Raw genomic sequence first — 13452 nt, 5'->3', positions numbered from 1 at the left:
GATCCTGCCACGCCCCACTGACAATCCGGACCGGGCACGGCCTTGCGCACCCGTGACAGGATCGGTGGTGAGGACACAGAACATGTGGACAGCGCTCGAAGGGGAGCAGCATCATGGCCAGCAAGCCGCCGACCGGTGACCCGGTCCAGGACGCCCCGCAGGTCGAAGCGGCCCCGCACGCCGCCGCCGGGCTGCCCGCCGTCGCCCACTCCCTGCGCATCGCGAGGCAGCAGATGGGCGTGCGCCGCACCGCGCAGACCCTCCTCAAGGTCAACCAGAAGAACGGCTTCGACTGCCCCGGCTGCGCCTGGCCCGAGGGCGACAAGCGGCACACCGCCGAATTCTGCGAGAACGGGGCGAAGGCCGTCGCCGAGGAAGCCACTCTGCGCCGCGTCACCCCCGACTTCTTCGCCGCCCACCCCGTCGCGGACCTCGCCGGACGCAGCGGCTACTGGCTGGGCCAGCAGGGCAGGATCACCCAGCCGGTGTACCTCCCCGAAGGCGCCGACCGGTACGAGGCGATCAGCTGGGAGCGCGCCTTCGCGATCATCGCCGAGGAGCTGACCGCGCTCTCCTCCCCCGACGAGGCCCTCTTCTACACCTCCGGACGCACCAGCAACGAGGCCGCGTTCCTCCTCCAGCTCTTCGCCCGCGAGTTCGGCACCAACAACCTCCCCGACTGCTCCAACATGTGCCACGAGTCGTCCGGCTCGGCGCTCAACGAGACCATCGGCATCGGCAAGGGCAGCGTCTCCCTGGAGGACATCCACCAGGCCGACCTGATCATCGTCGCCGGGCAGAACCCCGGCACCAACCACCCCCGGATGCTCTCCGCCCTGGAGAAGGCGAAGAACGCGGGCGCGAAGATCATCTCGGTGAACCCGCTCCCCGAAGCCGGCATGGAGCGGTTCAAGAACCCGCAGACCCCGCACGGCATGCTCAAGGGCACACCGCTCAACGACCTCTTCCTCCAGATCCGCATCGGCGGCGACCAGGCCCTCTTCCGCCTCCTCAACAAGCTGATCCTCTCCACCGAGGGCGCCGTCGACACCGCGTTCGTCACCGAACACACCCACGGCTACGAGGAGTTCGCCCAGGCCGCCGAGGCCGCCGACTGGGACGAGACCCTCACCGCCACCGGCCTCACCCGCGCCGAGATCGAACAGGCCCTCGCCCTCGTCCTCGCCTCGAAACGCACCATCGTCTGCTGGGCCATGGGCCTCACCCAGCACAAGCACTCCGTTCCCACCATCCGGGAAGTCGTCAACTTCCTTCTCCTGCGCGGGAACATCGGCCGCCCCGGCGCCGGGGTCTGCCCCGTGCGCGGCCACTCCAACGTCCAGGGCGACCGCACCATGGGCATCTTCGAACGGCCCGCACCGGCCTTCCTCGACGCCCTCGACAAGGAGTTCGGCATCACCTCGCCCCGCCACCACGGCTACGACGTGGTGCGCGCCATCCAGGCCCTGCGCGACGGCGAGGCCAAGGTCTTCTTCGCCATGGGCGGCAACTTCGTCGCCGCCACCCCCGACACCGCCGTCACCGAGGCCGCGATGCGCCGCGCCCGCCTCACCGTCCACGTGTCGACCAAGCTCAACCGCTCCCACGCCGTCACCGGCACCCGCGCGCTGATCCTCCCCACGCTCGGCCGCACCGACAAGGACGTCCAGGCGGGCGGCAAGCAGTTCGTGACCGTCGAGGACTCCATGGGCATGGTCCACGCCTCCCGAGGCAACCTCACCCCCGCGAGCCCCCACCTCCTCTCGGAGCCCGCGATCGTGGCCCGCCTCGCACGGGCGGTGCTCGGCGCCGTCTCCCGTACGCCGTGGGAGGAGTTCGAGCGGGACTACGCCACCATCCGCGACCGCATCTCCCGCGTCGTCGCCGGCTTCGAGGACTTCAACACCCGCATCGCCGCCCACCCCGGCGGCTTCGCCCTGCCCCACGCCCCCCGCGACGAGCGCCGCTTCCCCACCGCCACCGGCCGCGCCAACTTCACCGCCGCCCCCGTCGAGTTCCCCGAACTCCCCGCAGGAAGGCTCCTGTTGCAGACGCTGCGCTCCCACGACCAGTACAACACCACCATCTACGGCCTGAACGACCGCTACCGGGGCATCAAGAACGGCCGCCGCATCGTCATGGTCAACCCCGACGACGCCGCCGCCCTCGGCCTCACCGACGGCGCGTACACCGACCTCGTCAGCGAGTGGAAGGACGGCGTCGAGCGCCGGGCCGAGGGCTTCCGCGTCGTCCACTACCCCACCGCCCGCGGCTGCGCCGCCGCCTACTACCCCGAGACCAACGTCCTGGTCCCCCTCGGCTCCACCGCCGACACCAGCAACACCCCCGCCAGCAAGTCGGTCGTCATCCGCTTCGAGAACCCCCGGAGCGACTCCGAGGCCCCTCGGGAAGACTGAAAACCGCCACCCCCTAAGCGTCCGCTCAGCCGTCTGGTAAGAACAGTGCACACAGCAATGAACCAGCGCAGACGATCGGAGCCGGACCCATGGGCGAGCACACCGCACCCCTCTTCCCGCAGGAAGTCATCGACGAGTACGCGGCACTCGGCGTCGACCTGCCCGCCCTCTTCTCCGCCGGCCACCTCGGCGAACGCATGGGCGTGACCATCGTCGAGGCCGCCGCCGACCGCGTCGTCGGCACCATGCCCGTCGAGGGCAACACCCAGCCCTACGGCCTCCTGCACGGCGGCGCCTCCGCCGTCCTCGCCGAGACCCTCGGCTCCATCGGCTCCATGCTCCACGGCGGCGCCACCAAGATCGCCGTCGGCGTCGACCTCAACTGCACCCACCACCGAGGCGCCCGCAGCGGCCTCGTCACCGGCGTCGCCACCCCCGTACACCGCGGCCGCTCGACCGCCACGTACGAGATCGTCATCACCGACGAACAGGACAAGCGGGTCTGCACCGCCCGCCTCACCTGCCTCCTCCGCGACACCCCCCGCCCCGACGCCGGCTGACCGCCCGCACCCCGACGCGACCCCACCACCGCACCCCGACGGCACACCCCGTCACCCCCGCACCACCGCCGCAAGACCCCCTGCCCGGCCGGAAAACGCACCTCGCAATCCGGCCGGGCAGCGCCATATCCCCACCAAATCCAGCGGTGTTGATCACCACCCTCGGTCAACACCCTTGACGGCGAACCACGTTCCATGAGCCACTCAGCAGCCACATTGGCCTCAGCGAACTCGAACGCACCTTCGCCGTTGTAACACTGCGTAACAACCACGAAATGTGAAAACCAGCCGCCACCCCGGCCCGAGGCCCCCGGGGCACTCCAGCACGCCCGACGCCACCCCCACCCCGCGTCAGCACCAAGATCACCCCAAGCCCCTTAACAGAGCTGCGCGTTCTCAGCATGTGGTCATTCCGCACTCCGTGCCAAAGCCACACATCCACACCCGGAAACCTCAAGCCTTGCTCAACGGCATAACAAGAGCGTCACATCCGTCGCCGACCCATCCCGGAGGCCCCCAGCTGCGCTTAGAGTCACCGCCAGTCACCGCGCCGCCGGGCACGTCTGCAGCACAGCCCCTCGCACCACCCCAGTACGACCCGGCGACCGACACGGCACCTCAAGCAGAGGAGGCCGCGCCAGGGAAAGGACTTTTCGTGCGACACCGTTCTTTGCTCATACTCACCGCCGTGCTCACCACCGGAGCACTCACCCTCACCGCCTGCGGTTCGCGCGACGACAGCAACAACAGCAGCGGCAGCGACGGCGGCACCACCACCGTCGTCATCGGCGTCGACGCCCCGCTCACCGGCGACCTCTCCGCCCTCGGCCTCGGCATCAAGAACTCCGCCGACCTCGCCGCCAAGCAGGCCAACGCCAAGAAGTACGTCGACGGCGTCACCTTCGAGATCCAGGCCCTCGACGACCAGGCCCAGCCCTCGTCCGGCCAGCAGAACGCGAGCAAGTTCGTCGCCGACAAGAAGGTCCTCGGCACCGTCGGCCCCCTGAACTCCTCCGTCGGCGAGTCCATGCAGAAGGTCCTCGCCGACGCCAAGCTCGTCCAGGTCTCCCCCGCCAACACCTCGCCCTCCCTCACCCAGGGCCAGAAGTGGAACGAGGGAACCAAGGAGCGCCCCTTCGCCTCCTACTTCCGCACCGCCACCACCGACGCCGTCCAGGGCCCCTTCGCGGCGCAGTACCTCTTCAACGACGCCAAGAAGAAGAAGGTCTTCGTCATCGACGACAAGAAGACCTACGGCGCCGGCCTCGCCGGCACCTTCAAGGCCGAGTTCACCAAGCTCGGCGGCAAGGTCGTCGGCACCGAGCACATCGACCCCGAGACCAAGGACTTCTCCTCGGTCGCCACCAAGGTCAAGAGCGCCGGCGCCGACGTCGTCTACTACGGCGGCGAATACCCTGCGGCCGGCCCGCTCAGCAAGCAGATCAAGAAGGCCGGCGCCAAGATCCCGCTCGTCGGCGGCGACGGCATCTACAGCGCCGAGTACATCAAGCTCTCCGGCGCCGAGGGCGTGGGCGACCTCGCCACCTCGGTCGGCGCGCCGATCGACACCCTGCCGTCCGCCAAGGAGTTCGTCGCGAACTACGAGAAGGCCGGCTACAAGGAGCCCTTCGAGGCCTACGGCGGCTACTCCTACGACGCCGCCTGGTCGATCATCGAGGCCGTCAAGGCCGTCGCCGACGCCAACGACGGCAAGCTCCCCGACGACGCCCGCGCCAAGGTCGCCGAGGCCGTCGGCAAGGTCGACTTCGAAGGCGTGACCGGCAAGGTCTCCTTCGACGAGTACGGCGACACCACCAACAAGCAGCTCACCGTCTACGAGTACAAGGACGGCGCCTGGGCCGCGGTCAAGTCCGGCGAACTCACCAGCTGACACCACCCAGCCTGACCTACCACCGGCAGCGCGGGGCGCCGCACACCATGCGCCCCGCGCTGTTCTATACCCGGCGAAAGACACGGAGGACCCGCGGTGAACGAACTGCCGCAACAGCTGGTCAACGGCCTGCTACTCGGATCGATGTACGGGCTCGTCGCCATCGGCTACACGATGGTCTATGGCATTGTCCAGCTCATCAACTTCGCCCACGGCGAGATCTTCATGACCGGCGGCTTCGGGGCCCTCACGGTCTGGCTCATACTCCCCAGCGGCACCAGCGTGCTGCTCGCACTCCCCCTCATGCTCATCGGCGCCATCCTCGTCGCCACCCTCATAGCCGTCGGCGCGGAACGATTCGCCTACCGACCGCTCCGCGGCGGACCACGCCTCGCACCCCTCATCACCGCCATCGGCCTCTCGCTCGCCCTCCAGCAAGCCGTATGGGCCTGGTACCCGGGCGCCAAGTCCGCCCGCACCTTCCCCGAAATCCCCGGCGGCCCCTTCGAGCTCGGCCCCGTCACCATCCAGACCGGCGACGTCTTCCTGCTCATCGCCGCCCCCCTGTCGATGGCCGTCCTCGGCTACTTCGTCATCAAGACCCGCACCGGCCGCGGCATGCAGGCCACCGCCCAGGACCCCGACACCGCCAAGCTCATGGGCATCAACACCGACCGCATCATCGTGGTCGCGTTCGCCCTCGGCGCCACCTTCGCCGCCATCGGCGCCGTCGCCTACGGCCTCAAGTACGGCGAAGTCCAGTTCCGCATGGGCTTCCTCCTCGGCCTCAAGGCCTTCACCGCGGCCGTCCTCGGCGGCATCGGCAACATCTACGGCGCCATGATCGGCGGCCTCACCCTCGGCGTCGCCGAGACCATGGCCGCCGCCTACATCGCCGAAGTCCCCGGCCTCGAACAGCTCGGCGGCCAGTCCTGGGCCAACGCCTGGGCCTTCGTACTCCTCATCCTCGTGCTCCTCTTCCGCCCCCAGGGCATCATGGGCGAGCGCGTCGCGGACAGGGCGTGACCACCATGACCACCACACAGACCACCACCACGGTCACCGCACCCGCACCGACCGCACCCACCACCCGCGGCCCCCTCACCCTCCCGCCGCACATAGCCCGGGCCACCGCCACGGCCGGCGGCGCACTCACCATCATCTCCGCCTTCCTCGCCTGGACCTGGACCTCCGCCTTCCCCGGCGACCTCACGGTCTACGGCTACCCCGGCGGCCTCCAGTGGCTCGTCCTCGTCAGCGGCGCCCTCCTCGCCCTCTTCGGCCTCTCCTCCTACGGGATCAAGGGCCTCACCTGGCTCACCCCCCAGGGCGCCGACCCCGCGATCCGGCTCGCCTCCTACGCGGCCCTCGCCACCGCCTGGTTCTCGATCATCGCCATCAGCGTCAGCCTCGGCGGCGTCGTCAACCTCGAACCCGGCGCCTACGTCGCCGCCATCGCCACCCTCATCGGCTGGATCGGCGCCCGCTCCCTGCCCTACGAGCGGCCCGAGAACCACCCGGCCGACCCCGAGGACAGCGGCTTCGAGCAGTTCAAGCACAACCTGAGCAACCGCTGGACCACCTACAAGAGCGCCTTCGCCACCAACAGCGCCCGGCCCGCGAAGCCCCTCCCCTCGTACATCGAGATCCTGATCGTCGCGGTCGTCCTCGCCCTCGGACTCGTCGTCTTCACCTACGGCATCAGCACCGAGTACGACGAACTCTTCATCGGCTTCCTCATCACCGCCGGCTTCGGCTTCGCGGCGATCCAGAAAGCCGGCCTCATCCAGCGCGTGACCACCCTCACCGCACGCCACCGCAACGTGACCCTCGTCGGCGCCTTCGTCGCCGCTGCGGCCTTCCCGTTCACCCAGTCCGACGACCAGTACGCGACCATCGGCGTCAACATCCTCATCTTCGCCACCGTCGCCCTCGGCCTCAACATCGTCGTCGGCCTCGCCGGCCTCCTCGACCTCGGCTACGTCGCCTTCCTCGGCGTCGGCGCCTACGCCGCCGCCCTGGTCTCCGGCTCCCCGACCTCCCCGCTCGGCATCCACCTGCCGTTCTGGCAGGCCATCCTGGTCGGCGCCGCCGCCTCCATGGTCTTCGGCGTCCTCATCGGCGCCCCCACCCTGCGACTGCGCGGCGACTACCTCGCCATCGTGACCCTCGGCTTCGGAGAAATCTTCCGCATCGCCGTCCTCAACCTCGACGGCACCTCCGGACCCGACGTCACCAACGGCTCCAACGGCATCTCCTCGATCCCGAACCTCTCCCTCTTCGGATTCGACTTCGGCGCCACCCACACCATCGGCGGATTCACCATCGGCCGCTTCGCGAACTACTTCTTCCTGATGCTGCTGGTCACCCTCATCGTGGTCGTGGTCTTCCGCCGCAGCGCCGAATCCCGCATCGGCCGCGCCTGGGTCGCCATCCGCGAGGACGAGACAGCCGCCGAAGCCATGGGCATCAACGGCTTCCGCACCAAGCTCATCGCCTTCGCCCTCGGCGCCACCCTCGCCGGCCTCGCCGGAGCCGTACAGGCACACGTCACCTACACCGTGACCCCCGAGCAGTACCAGTTCGCCCACGCCGTACCCCCCAACTCCGCCTTCCTCCTCGCAGCGGTCGTCCTCGGCGGCATGGGCACCATCAGCGGCCCCCTCATCGGCGGAGCACTGCTCTTCCTCATCCCGAACAAGCTCCAGTTCATGAGCGACTTCCAGCTCCTCGCCTTCGGGCTCGCACTGGTCCTCCTCATGCGCTTCCGCCCCGAGGGACTCATCGCCAACCGCCGCCAGCAACTCGAATTCCACGAGAAGGACGAAGCGCCCGCCACTCTCACCAAGGCAGGGGCCTGACGATGACCACCGACACCACCACCGCCGAGGCCACAGCCGTGAGCACCCCCGGCGAAACCGTCCTCGACGCCCGCGGCGTCACCATGCGGTTCGGCGGCCTCACCGCCGTCCGCTCCGTCGACCTCACCGTCAACTCCGGCGAGATCGTCGGCCTCATCGGCCCCAACGGCGCAGGCAAGACCACCTTCTTCAACTGCCTCACCGGCCTCTACACCCCCACCGAGGGCGAAGTCCGCTACAAAGGCACCGTCCTCCCCGCCAAATCCTTCAAGATCACGGCGACCGGCATCGCCCGCACCTTCCAGAACATCCGGCTCTTCTCCAACATGACCGTCCTGGAGAACGTCCTCGTCGGACGCCACACCCGCACCAAGGAAGGCCTCTGGTCCGCCCTCCTCCGCGGACCCGGCTTCCACCGCGCCGAAGCCGAATCCAAGGCCCGCGCCATGGAACTGCTGGAGTTCATCGGCCTCGACCACAAGGCCGAACACCTCTCCCGCAACCTCCCCTACGGCGAACAGCGCAAGCTGGAGATCGCCCGCGCGCTCGCCAGCGAGCCCGGCCTCCTCCTCCTCGACGAGCCCACCGCCGGCATGAACCCGCAGGAGACCCGCGCGGCCGAAGAACTCATCTTCGCCATCCGCGACAAGGGCATCGCCATCCTCGTCATCGAGCACGACATGCGGTTCATCTTCAACCTCTGCGACCGCGTCGCCTGCCTCGTCCAAGGCGAGAAGCTCGTCGAAGGCACAGCCGCCGAAGTCCAGGGCGACGAACGCGTCGTCGCCGCCTACCTCGGCGAACCCTTCGAAGGCGACCCCGGCGCAGCCGAAGTCGCCGAGGTCGAAGCCGCCGAAGCCGCCGCCGCACCGGAGACCACCACCCCGGGAACCACCACCCCCGAGGCAGCCACTCCGACCACCCCCGGCGAAAGCACCAGCAAGGAGAACGACCGATGACCGCACTTCTCGAAGTCGAGGACCTGCGCGTCGCCTACGGCAAGATCGAGGCCGTCAAAGGAATCTCGTTCAAGGTCGACGAAGGCGAAGTCGTCACCCTCATCGGCACCAACGGCGCCGGCAAGACCACGACGCTGCGCACCCTCTCCGGACTGATCAAGCCCCTCACCGGCCAGATCAAGTTCAACGGCAAGTCCCTCCGCAAGGTCCCGGCCCACCAGGTCGTCTCCCTCGGACTCGCCCACTCCCCCGAGGGCCGCCACATCTTCCCCCGCATGTCCATCGAGGACAACCTGCGCCTCGGCGCGTTCCTCCGCAAGGACAGCGACGGGATCAACAAGGACATCCAGCGCGCCTACGACCTCTTCCCCATCCTCGGGGAACGCCGCAAGCAGGCCTCCGGAACCCTCTCCGGCGGCGAGCAGCAGATGCTCGCCATGGGCAGGGCCCTGATGTCCCAGCCCAAGCTGCTCATGCTCGACGAGCCCTCCATGGGCCTCTCCCCGATCATGATGCAGAAGATCATGGCGACCATCACCGAACTGCGCGCGCAGGGCACCACCATCCTGCTCGTCGAGCAGAACGCCCAGGCGGCGCTCTCGCTCGCCAACCACGCGCACGTGATGGAGGTCGGCAACATCGTCCTCTCCGGCACCGGCCAGGACCTGCTGCACGACGACTCGGTCCGCAAGGCGTACCTGGGCGAGGACTGAGGTCCTTCCCTCCGTACGCGAAGAGGCCCGCACCCGGTTCTTCCGGGTGCGGGCCTCTCGCTTTGGTACGTACGCGGCTACTCGGCCGCCTTCTTCTTCTCCTCGGCGTCCTCGATCAGCGCCTCCGCCAACTGCTGCATCGACATCCGGCGGTCCATCGACGTCTTCTGGATCCACCGGAACGCGGCCGGCTCGGAGAGCCCGTAGTCGGTCTGGAGAATGCTCTTCGCCCGGTCCACCAGCTTCCGCGTCTCCAGCCGCTGGGACAGGTCCGCGATCTCGCTCTCCAGCGCCTTCAGCTCCGCGAACCGGGAGACGGCCATCTCGATGGCCGGCACCACGTCGCTCTTGCTGAACGGCTTCACCAGGTACGCCATCGCCCCGGCGTCCCGGGCCCGCTCGACCAGGTCGCGCTGCGAGAAGGCGGTGAGCATGAGGACGGGTGCGATGGACTCCTCGGCGATCTTCTCGGCGGCGGAGATCCCGTCGAGGACCGGCATCTTCACATCGAGGATCACCAGGTCCGGCTTGTGCTCCCGGGCCAGCTCGACGGCCTGCTGCCCGTCGCCCGCCTCACCGACGACGGAGTAGCCCTCCTCCTCCAGCATCTCCTTGAGGTCGAGGCGGATGAGGGCCTCGTCCTCGGCGATGACGACGCGGGTCGTCAGCGGCGGGACGTGCGACTTGTCGTCGTCGACGGCGTCTACGGGCTGGGGCGACTCGGGGGTGGTCACGGGGCTCCTTGATATGGGGCAGATACTGCTGCCACGAGCCTACCTAGCTCCTGTAAGGTGGTGACCCGCAGGGCAGCAATGACCCTTCCTTTCTAAGGCCCCAGTACTCCAACTGGTTAGAGAGGCCGCTCTCAAACAGCGGACAGTGTGGGTTCGAATCCCACCTGGGGCACTTTTCCTTCGATTCCAAGGCGTGACGCCGGTGATCGAAGTTCACTTGATCTGGGTACTGGCGTTCCATTCCGCACCGGATCATCATCTGTGCGACAAGACTCGTCGCCATGTACGACGTGAAAACGCGCGAGCGAGTCCTGGCTCTGGTCGCCCAGGGCCGCAGCCTCAATTCCGTGAGCAAGCAGACCGGCATATCGCGCGCCGCGATCCGATCCTGGCAGACGCGCCTCGAACCGCTCGAAACGGACCGGGGCAAGCCCTGCCCGAGGTGCTCCGAGGAGCCCACGGCGATCGAGAACCCATCCGCGTACGCCTACTTACTGGGGCTCTACCTCGGAGACGGCTGGATCAGCACTTCTCGACGCGGGGTGCACTTTCTCCGGATCGCCTGCGATGACGCCTGGCCTGGGCTCATCGACGCATGCGCAGACGCCGTACAGCTTGTTCGACCGGACAATAAGGTCTTCCGGCTTCAGCGGGAAGGCTGCAAGAACGTCACCTCCTGGAGCAAGCACTGGCCCTGCCTCTTCCCCCAGCACGGCCCCGGCAGGAAGCACGAGCGCAGGATCGCTCTCGAACCGTGGCAGCAGGAGATCGTGGACGCCCATCCCTGGCAATTCATCCGCGGGCTCATCCACTCCGACGGCTGTCGCATCATCAACTGGGCCACACGCATGGTCGGCGGTGAACGCAAGCGCTACGAATACCCGAGGTACTTCTTCACGAACCGGTCCGACGACATCCGCAAGCTCTTCAGCGACACTCTCACCGCCGTAGGTGTTGAGTGGACCACCCTCGCGCGCGGCAGCAAGCCGCTCAACATCTCCGTAGCCCGACGGGCATCCGTCGCCCTCATGGATGCGCACGTCGGGCCGAAATACTGAGCCGTCCTACTTCGGGCTGTCGTCCTCGCCCACGTGGTGGACGCGGACCAGGTTCGTGGAGCCCGAGACGCCGGGCGGGGAGCCGGCGGTGATCACCACGATGTCGCCCTTCGCGCAGCGGCCGATGCGCAGGAGTTCCTCGTCGACCTGGGCGACCATCGCGTCCGTGGAGTCGACCTTCGGGCCGAGGAAGGTCTCGACGCCCCAGGTGAGGTTGAGCTGGGCGCGGGTCGCTTCGTCGGGGGTGAAGGCGAGGAGCGGGATGGGTGAGCGGTAGCGGGAGAGGCGCTTGACCGTGTCGCCGCTCTGGGTGAAGGCGACGAGGAATTTGGCGCCGAGGAAGTCGCCCATCTCGGCGGCGGCCCTGGCGACGGCGCCGCCCTGGGTGCGGGGCTTGTTGCGTTCGGTGAGGGGTGGGAGGCCCTTGGCGAGGATGTCCTCCTCGGCCGCTTCGACGATGCGGGACATGGTGCGGACGGTCTCGATGGGGTACTTGCCGACGCTGGTCTCGCCGGAGAGCATCACCGCGTCGGTGCCGTCGATGATCGCGTTGGCGACGTCGGAGGCTTCGGCGCGGGTGGGGCGGGAGTTGTCGATCATCGAGTCGAGCATCTGGGTGGCGACGATGACCGGTTTGGCGTTGCGTTTGGCGAGTTTGATGGCGCGCTTCTGGACGATCGGGACCTGTTCCAGGGGCATTTCGACGCCGAGGTCGCCGCGGGCGACCATGATGCCGTCGAAGGCGGCGACGATGTCGTCGATGTTCTCGACGGCCTGGGGTTTTTCGACCTTGGCGATGACGGGGAGGCGGCGGCCTTCTTCGTCCATGATGCGGTGGACGTCGTCGATGTCGCGTCCGGTGCGGACGAAGGAGAGGGCGATGAGGTCGGCGCCGGTGCGCAGGGCCCAGCGGAGGTCGTCGATGTCCTTCTCGGAGAGGGCGGGGACGGAGACGGCGACGCCGGGGAGGTTGAGGCCCTTGTTGTCGGAGACCATGCCGCCTTCGATGACGGTGGTGTGGACGCGGGGGCCGTCGACGTCGGTGACTTCGAGGGTGACGCGGCCGTCGTCGACGAGGATGCGTTCGCCGGTGGTGACGTCGGCGGCGAGGCCGTCGTAGGTGGTGCCGCAGATGTCGCCGTCGCCTTCGTTTTCGAGGGGTTCGACGGTGATGGTGAAGGTGTCGCCGCGTTCAAGGAGTACGGGGCCTTCGCGGAAGCGTCCGAGGCGGATCTTCGGGCCTTGAAGGTCGGCGAGGATGCCGACGCTGCGGCCGGTCTCTTCGGAGGCTTTGCGGACGTGGTGGTATCGCTGCTCGTGTTCGGCGTAGGAGCCGTGGCTGAGGTTGAAGCGGGCGATGTCCATTCCCGCTTCGACCAAGGCCTTGATCTGGTCGTATGTGTCGGTTGCGGGTCCCAGGGTACAAACGATTTTCGCTCGGCGCATGGTTCGAGCCTAAACCTTACCTACGGGTAGGTATTTGGCTCGGCATGACACCTCAACAACCTTTGGGTGAAGGGTTATTGACAAGTGTTGAATTGTGCAGCGGTCCGCTCCGATGAGCGTTTATCCGAGGGCCGGCGGGATGAGGGTGAAGGACGCTTCGACCTGGGCGTCGATGTTCTGGCGTACGGGTTCGAGGTTGATCGGGGCGGCGTCGGCGGCTTCGGCTCCGCCCGCGGCTGCGGCGTAGGGCATGGACTCGGCGAAGGCGGCGCGGCCGAGGGGGCTGTGGCGGGTGCCGGTGTCGCTGAGTTCGAGGAGGGCGCCGAGGCGGGTGTCGAGGGCTTCGGCGTATTCGCGGGCACGTTGGAGGGCTTCGCGGACGGCCTGCCTGCGCGCTGTGGCGTGGTGGGGGGAGGTGGGGCGCAGGGACCACCAGGGGCCGTCGATGCGGGTGAGTTCGTGGTCGGCGAGGCGGGTGATGAGTTCGCCGAGGGTGGTGAAGTCGTTGAGGGTGGCGGTGAGTTGGATGTGGCCGTGGTAGGCGCGGATGCGTTCGGCGCGGCCGTGGCGGGTGAGTTCGGGGTTGATGGTGAGGGTGCCGGTTTCGAGTTTTTCGATGGTGTCGCCGTAGCTCTTGATGAGGTCGAGGGTGGTGGTGTTGCGGTGGGTGAGGTCGTCGAGGGTGGTGCGGCGGTCGGTGCCGCGGGCGGTGAGGGTGATGGCGATGTGGGCGAGTTCGGGGTCGACTTCGAGGTGGGCTTCGCCGCGGACGGTGACGTGGGGGGTGTCGGGGGTGCCGTAGGGGCTGTCTCT

Annotated in this window: 11 protein-coding genes and 1 tRNA gene; 9 read left to right on the top strand and 3 right to left on the bottom strand. The window is 68.1% G+C overall.

From position 1 onward, the window contains the following. Nucleotides 1-113 precede the first annotated feature (113 nt). From IF17_RS0120275 to IF17_RS0120245, 7 genes are all read left to right on the top strand, one after another. Nucleotides 114-2417 carry an FdhF/YdeP family oxidoreductase gene (locus IF17_RS0120275; RefSeq protein ID WP_030567940.1) on the top strand — a complete coding sequence of 768 codons (2304 nt, stop codon included), beginning with the start codon at nucleotides 114-116 and terminating at the stop codon, nucleotides 2415-2417. A gap of 89 nt (nucleotides 2418-2506) precedes the next feature. Continuing rightward, nucleotides 2507-2977 (top strand): PaaI family thioesterase, encoded by a 471-nt coding sequence (locus tag IF17_RS0120270; RefSeq protein ID WP_018512096.1) that lies wholly within the window; start codon nucleotides 2507-2509, stop codon nucleotides 2975-2977. A gap of 655 nt (nucleotides 2978-3632) precedes the next feature. Beyond that, entirely contained in the window at nucleotides 3633-4868 is a 1236-nt protein-coding gene (locus IF17_RS0120265; protein WP_030567938.1) for a branched-chain amino acid ABC transporter substrate-binding protein, read from the top strand. A gap of 96 nt (nucleotides 4869-4964) precedes the next feature. Further along, nucleotides 4965-5894 carry a branched-chain amino acid ABC transporter permease gene (locus IF17_RS0120260; RefSeq protein WP_030567936.1) on the top strand — a complete coding sequence of 310 codons (930 nt, stop codon included), beginning with the start codon at nucleotides 4965-4967 and terminating at the stop codon, nucleotides 5892-5894. After that, nucleotides 5891-7729, top strand: a complete 1839-nt coding sequence (locus IF17_RS0120255; protein ID WP_030567934.1) for a branched-chain amino acid ABC transporter permease — start codon at nucleotides 5891-5893, stop codon at nucleotides 7727-7729. Before IF17_RS0120260 ends, IF17_RS0120255 begins: the two co-directional genes overlap by 4 nt. Before the next feature lie 2 nt (nucleotides 7730-7731). Further along, nucleotides 7732-8688, top strand: a complete 957-nt coding sequence (locus tag IF17_RS0120250; protein WP_030567932.1) for an ABC transporter ATP-binding protein — start codon at nucleotides 7732-7734, stop codon at nucleotides 8686-8688. After that, on the top strand, nucleotides 8685-9401 hold the full coding sequence (locus IF17_RS0120245; protein ID WP_030567930.1) for an ABC transporter ATP-binding protein: 717 nt from the start codon (nucleotides 8685-8687) through the stop codon (nucleotides 9399-9401). Before IF17_RS0120250 ends, IF17_RS0120245 begins: the two co-directional genes overlap by 4 nt. A 77-nt stretch (nucleotides 9402-9478) precedes the next feature. Here the strand turns inward: IF17_RS0120245 and IF17_RS0120240 are convergent, their stop codons facing one another. Then, nucleotides 9479-10135: an ANTAR domain-containing response regulator gene (locus IF17_RS0120240; protein WP_030567928.1), complete on the bottom strand. Its 657-nt coding sequence runs from the start codon at nucleotides 10133-10135 to the stop codon at nucleotides 9479-9481. Nucleotides 10136-10232: 97 nt separating this feature from the next. Here IF17_RS0120240 and IF17_RS0120235 point away from each other — a divergent pair. Together IF17_RS0120235 and IF17_RS0120230 are read left to right on the top strand one after the other, a co-directional pair. Further along, nucleotides 10233-10307, top strand: a tRNA-Leu gene (locus IF17_RS0120235). A 109-nt stretch (nucleotides 10308-10416) separates the two neighbouring features. Continuing rightward, nucleotides 10417-11193: a helix-turn-helix domain-containing protein gene (locus IF17_RS0120230; protein WP_030567926.1), complete on the top strand. Its 777-nt coding sequence runs from the start codon at nucleotides 10417-10419 to the stop codon at nucleotides 11191-11193. Between the two features lie 6 nt (nucleotides 11194-11199). On the opposite strand, the gene pyk is transcribed toward IF17_RS0120230, so the two are convergent. Next, entirely contained in the window at nucleotides 11200-12639 is a 1440-nt protein-coding gene (gene pyk, locus IF17_RS0120225) for a pyruvate kinase (RefSeq protein ID WP_030567923.1), read from the bottom strand. Between the two features lie 120 nt (nucleotides 12640-12759). After that, nucleotides 12760-13452: SIMPL domain-containing protein (locus IF17_RS0120220; RefSeq protein WP_030567921.1), on the bottom strand; the 693-nt coding region annotated here is incomplete at its 5' end.

Origin of the sequence: Streptomyces cyaneofuscatus (assembly GCF_000718135.1) — a bacterium.
In the GTDB taxonomy this organism is placed as follows: Bacteria; Actinomycetota; Actinomycetes; order Streptomycetales; family Streptomycetaceae; genus Streptomyces; species Streptomyces cyaneofuscatus.
This window is presented reverse-complemented; position numbering and strand designations above follow the sequence as displayed.

What these genes read in the sequence shown, in the direction of transcription:
- IF17_RS0120275 (WP_030567940.1), top strand. Translation starts at nt 114, where the DNA reads ATGGCCAGCAAGCCGCCGACCGGTGACCCGGTCCAGGACGCCCCGCAG.
- IF17_RS0120270 (WP_018512096.1), top strand. Translation starts at nt 2,507, where the DNA reads ATGGGCGAGCACACCGCACCCCTCTTCCCGCAGGAAGTCATCGACGAG.
- IF17_RS0120250 (WP_030567932.1), top strand. Translation starts at nt 7,732, where the DNA reads ATGACCACCGACACCACCACCGCCGAGGCCACAGCCGTGAGCACCCCC.
- IF17_RS0120245 (WP_030567930.1), top strand. Translation starts at nt 8,685, where the DNA reads ATGACCGCACTTCTCGAAGTCGAGGACCTGCGCGTCGCCTACGGCAAG.
- IF17_RS0120230 (WP_030567926.1), top strand. Translation starts at nt 10,417, where the DNA reads ATGTACGACGTGAAAACGCGCGAGCGAGTCCTGGCTCTGGTCGCCCAG.
- pyk (WP_030567923.1), bottom strand. Translation starts at nt 12,639, where the DNA reads ATGCGCCGAGCGAAAATCGTTTGTACCCTGGGACCCGCAACCGACACA.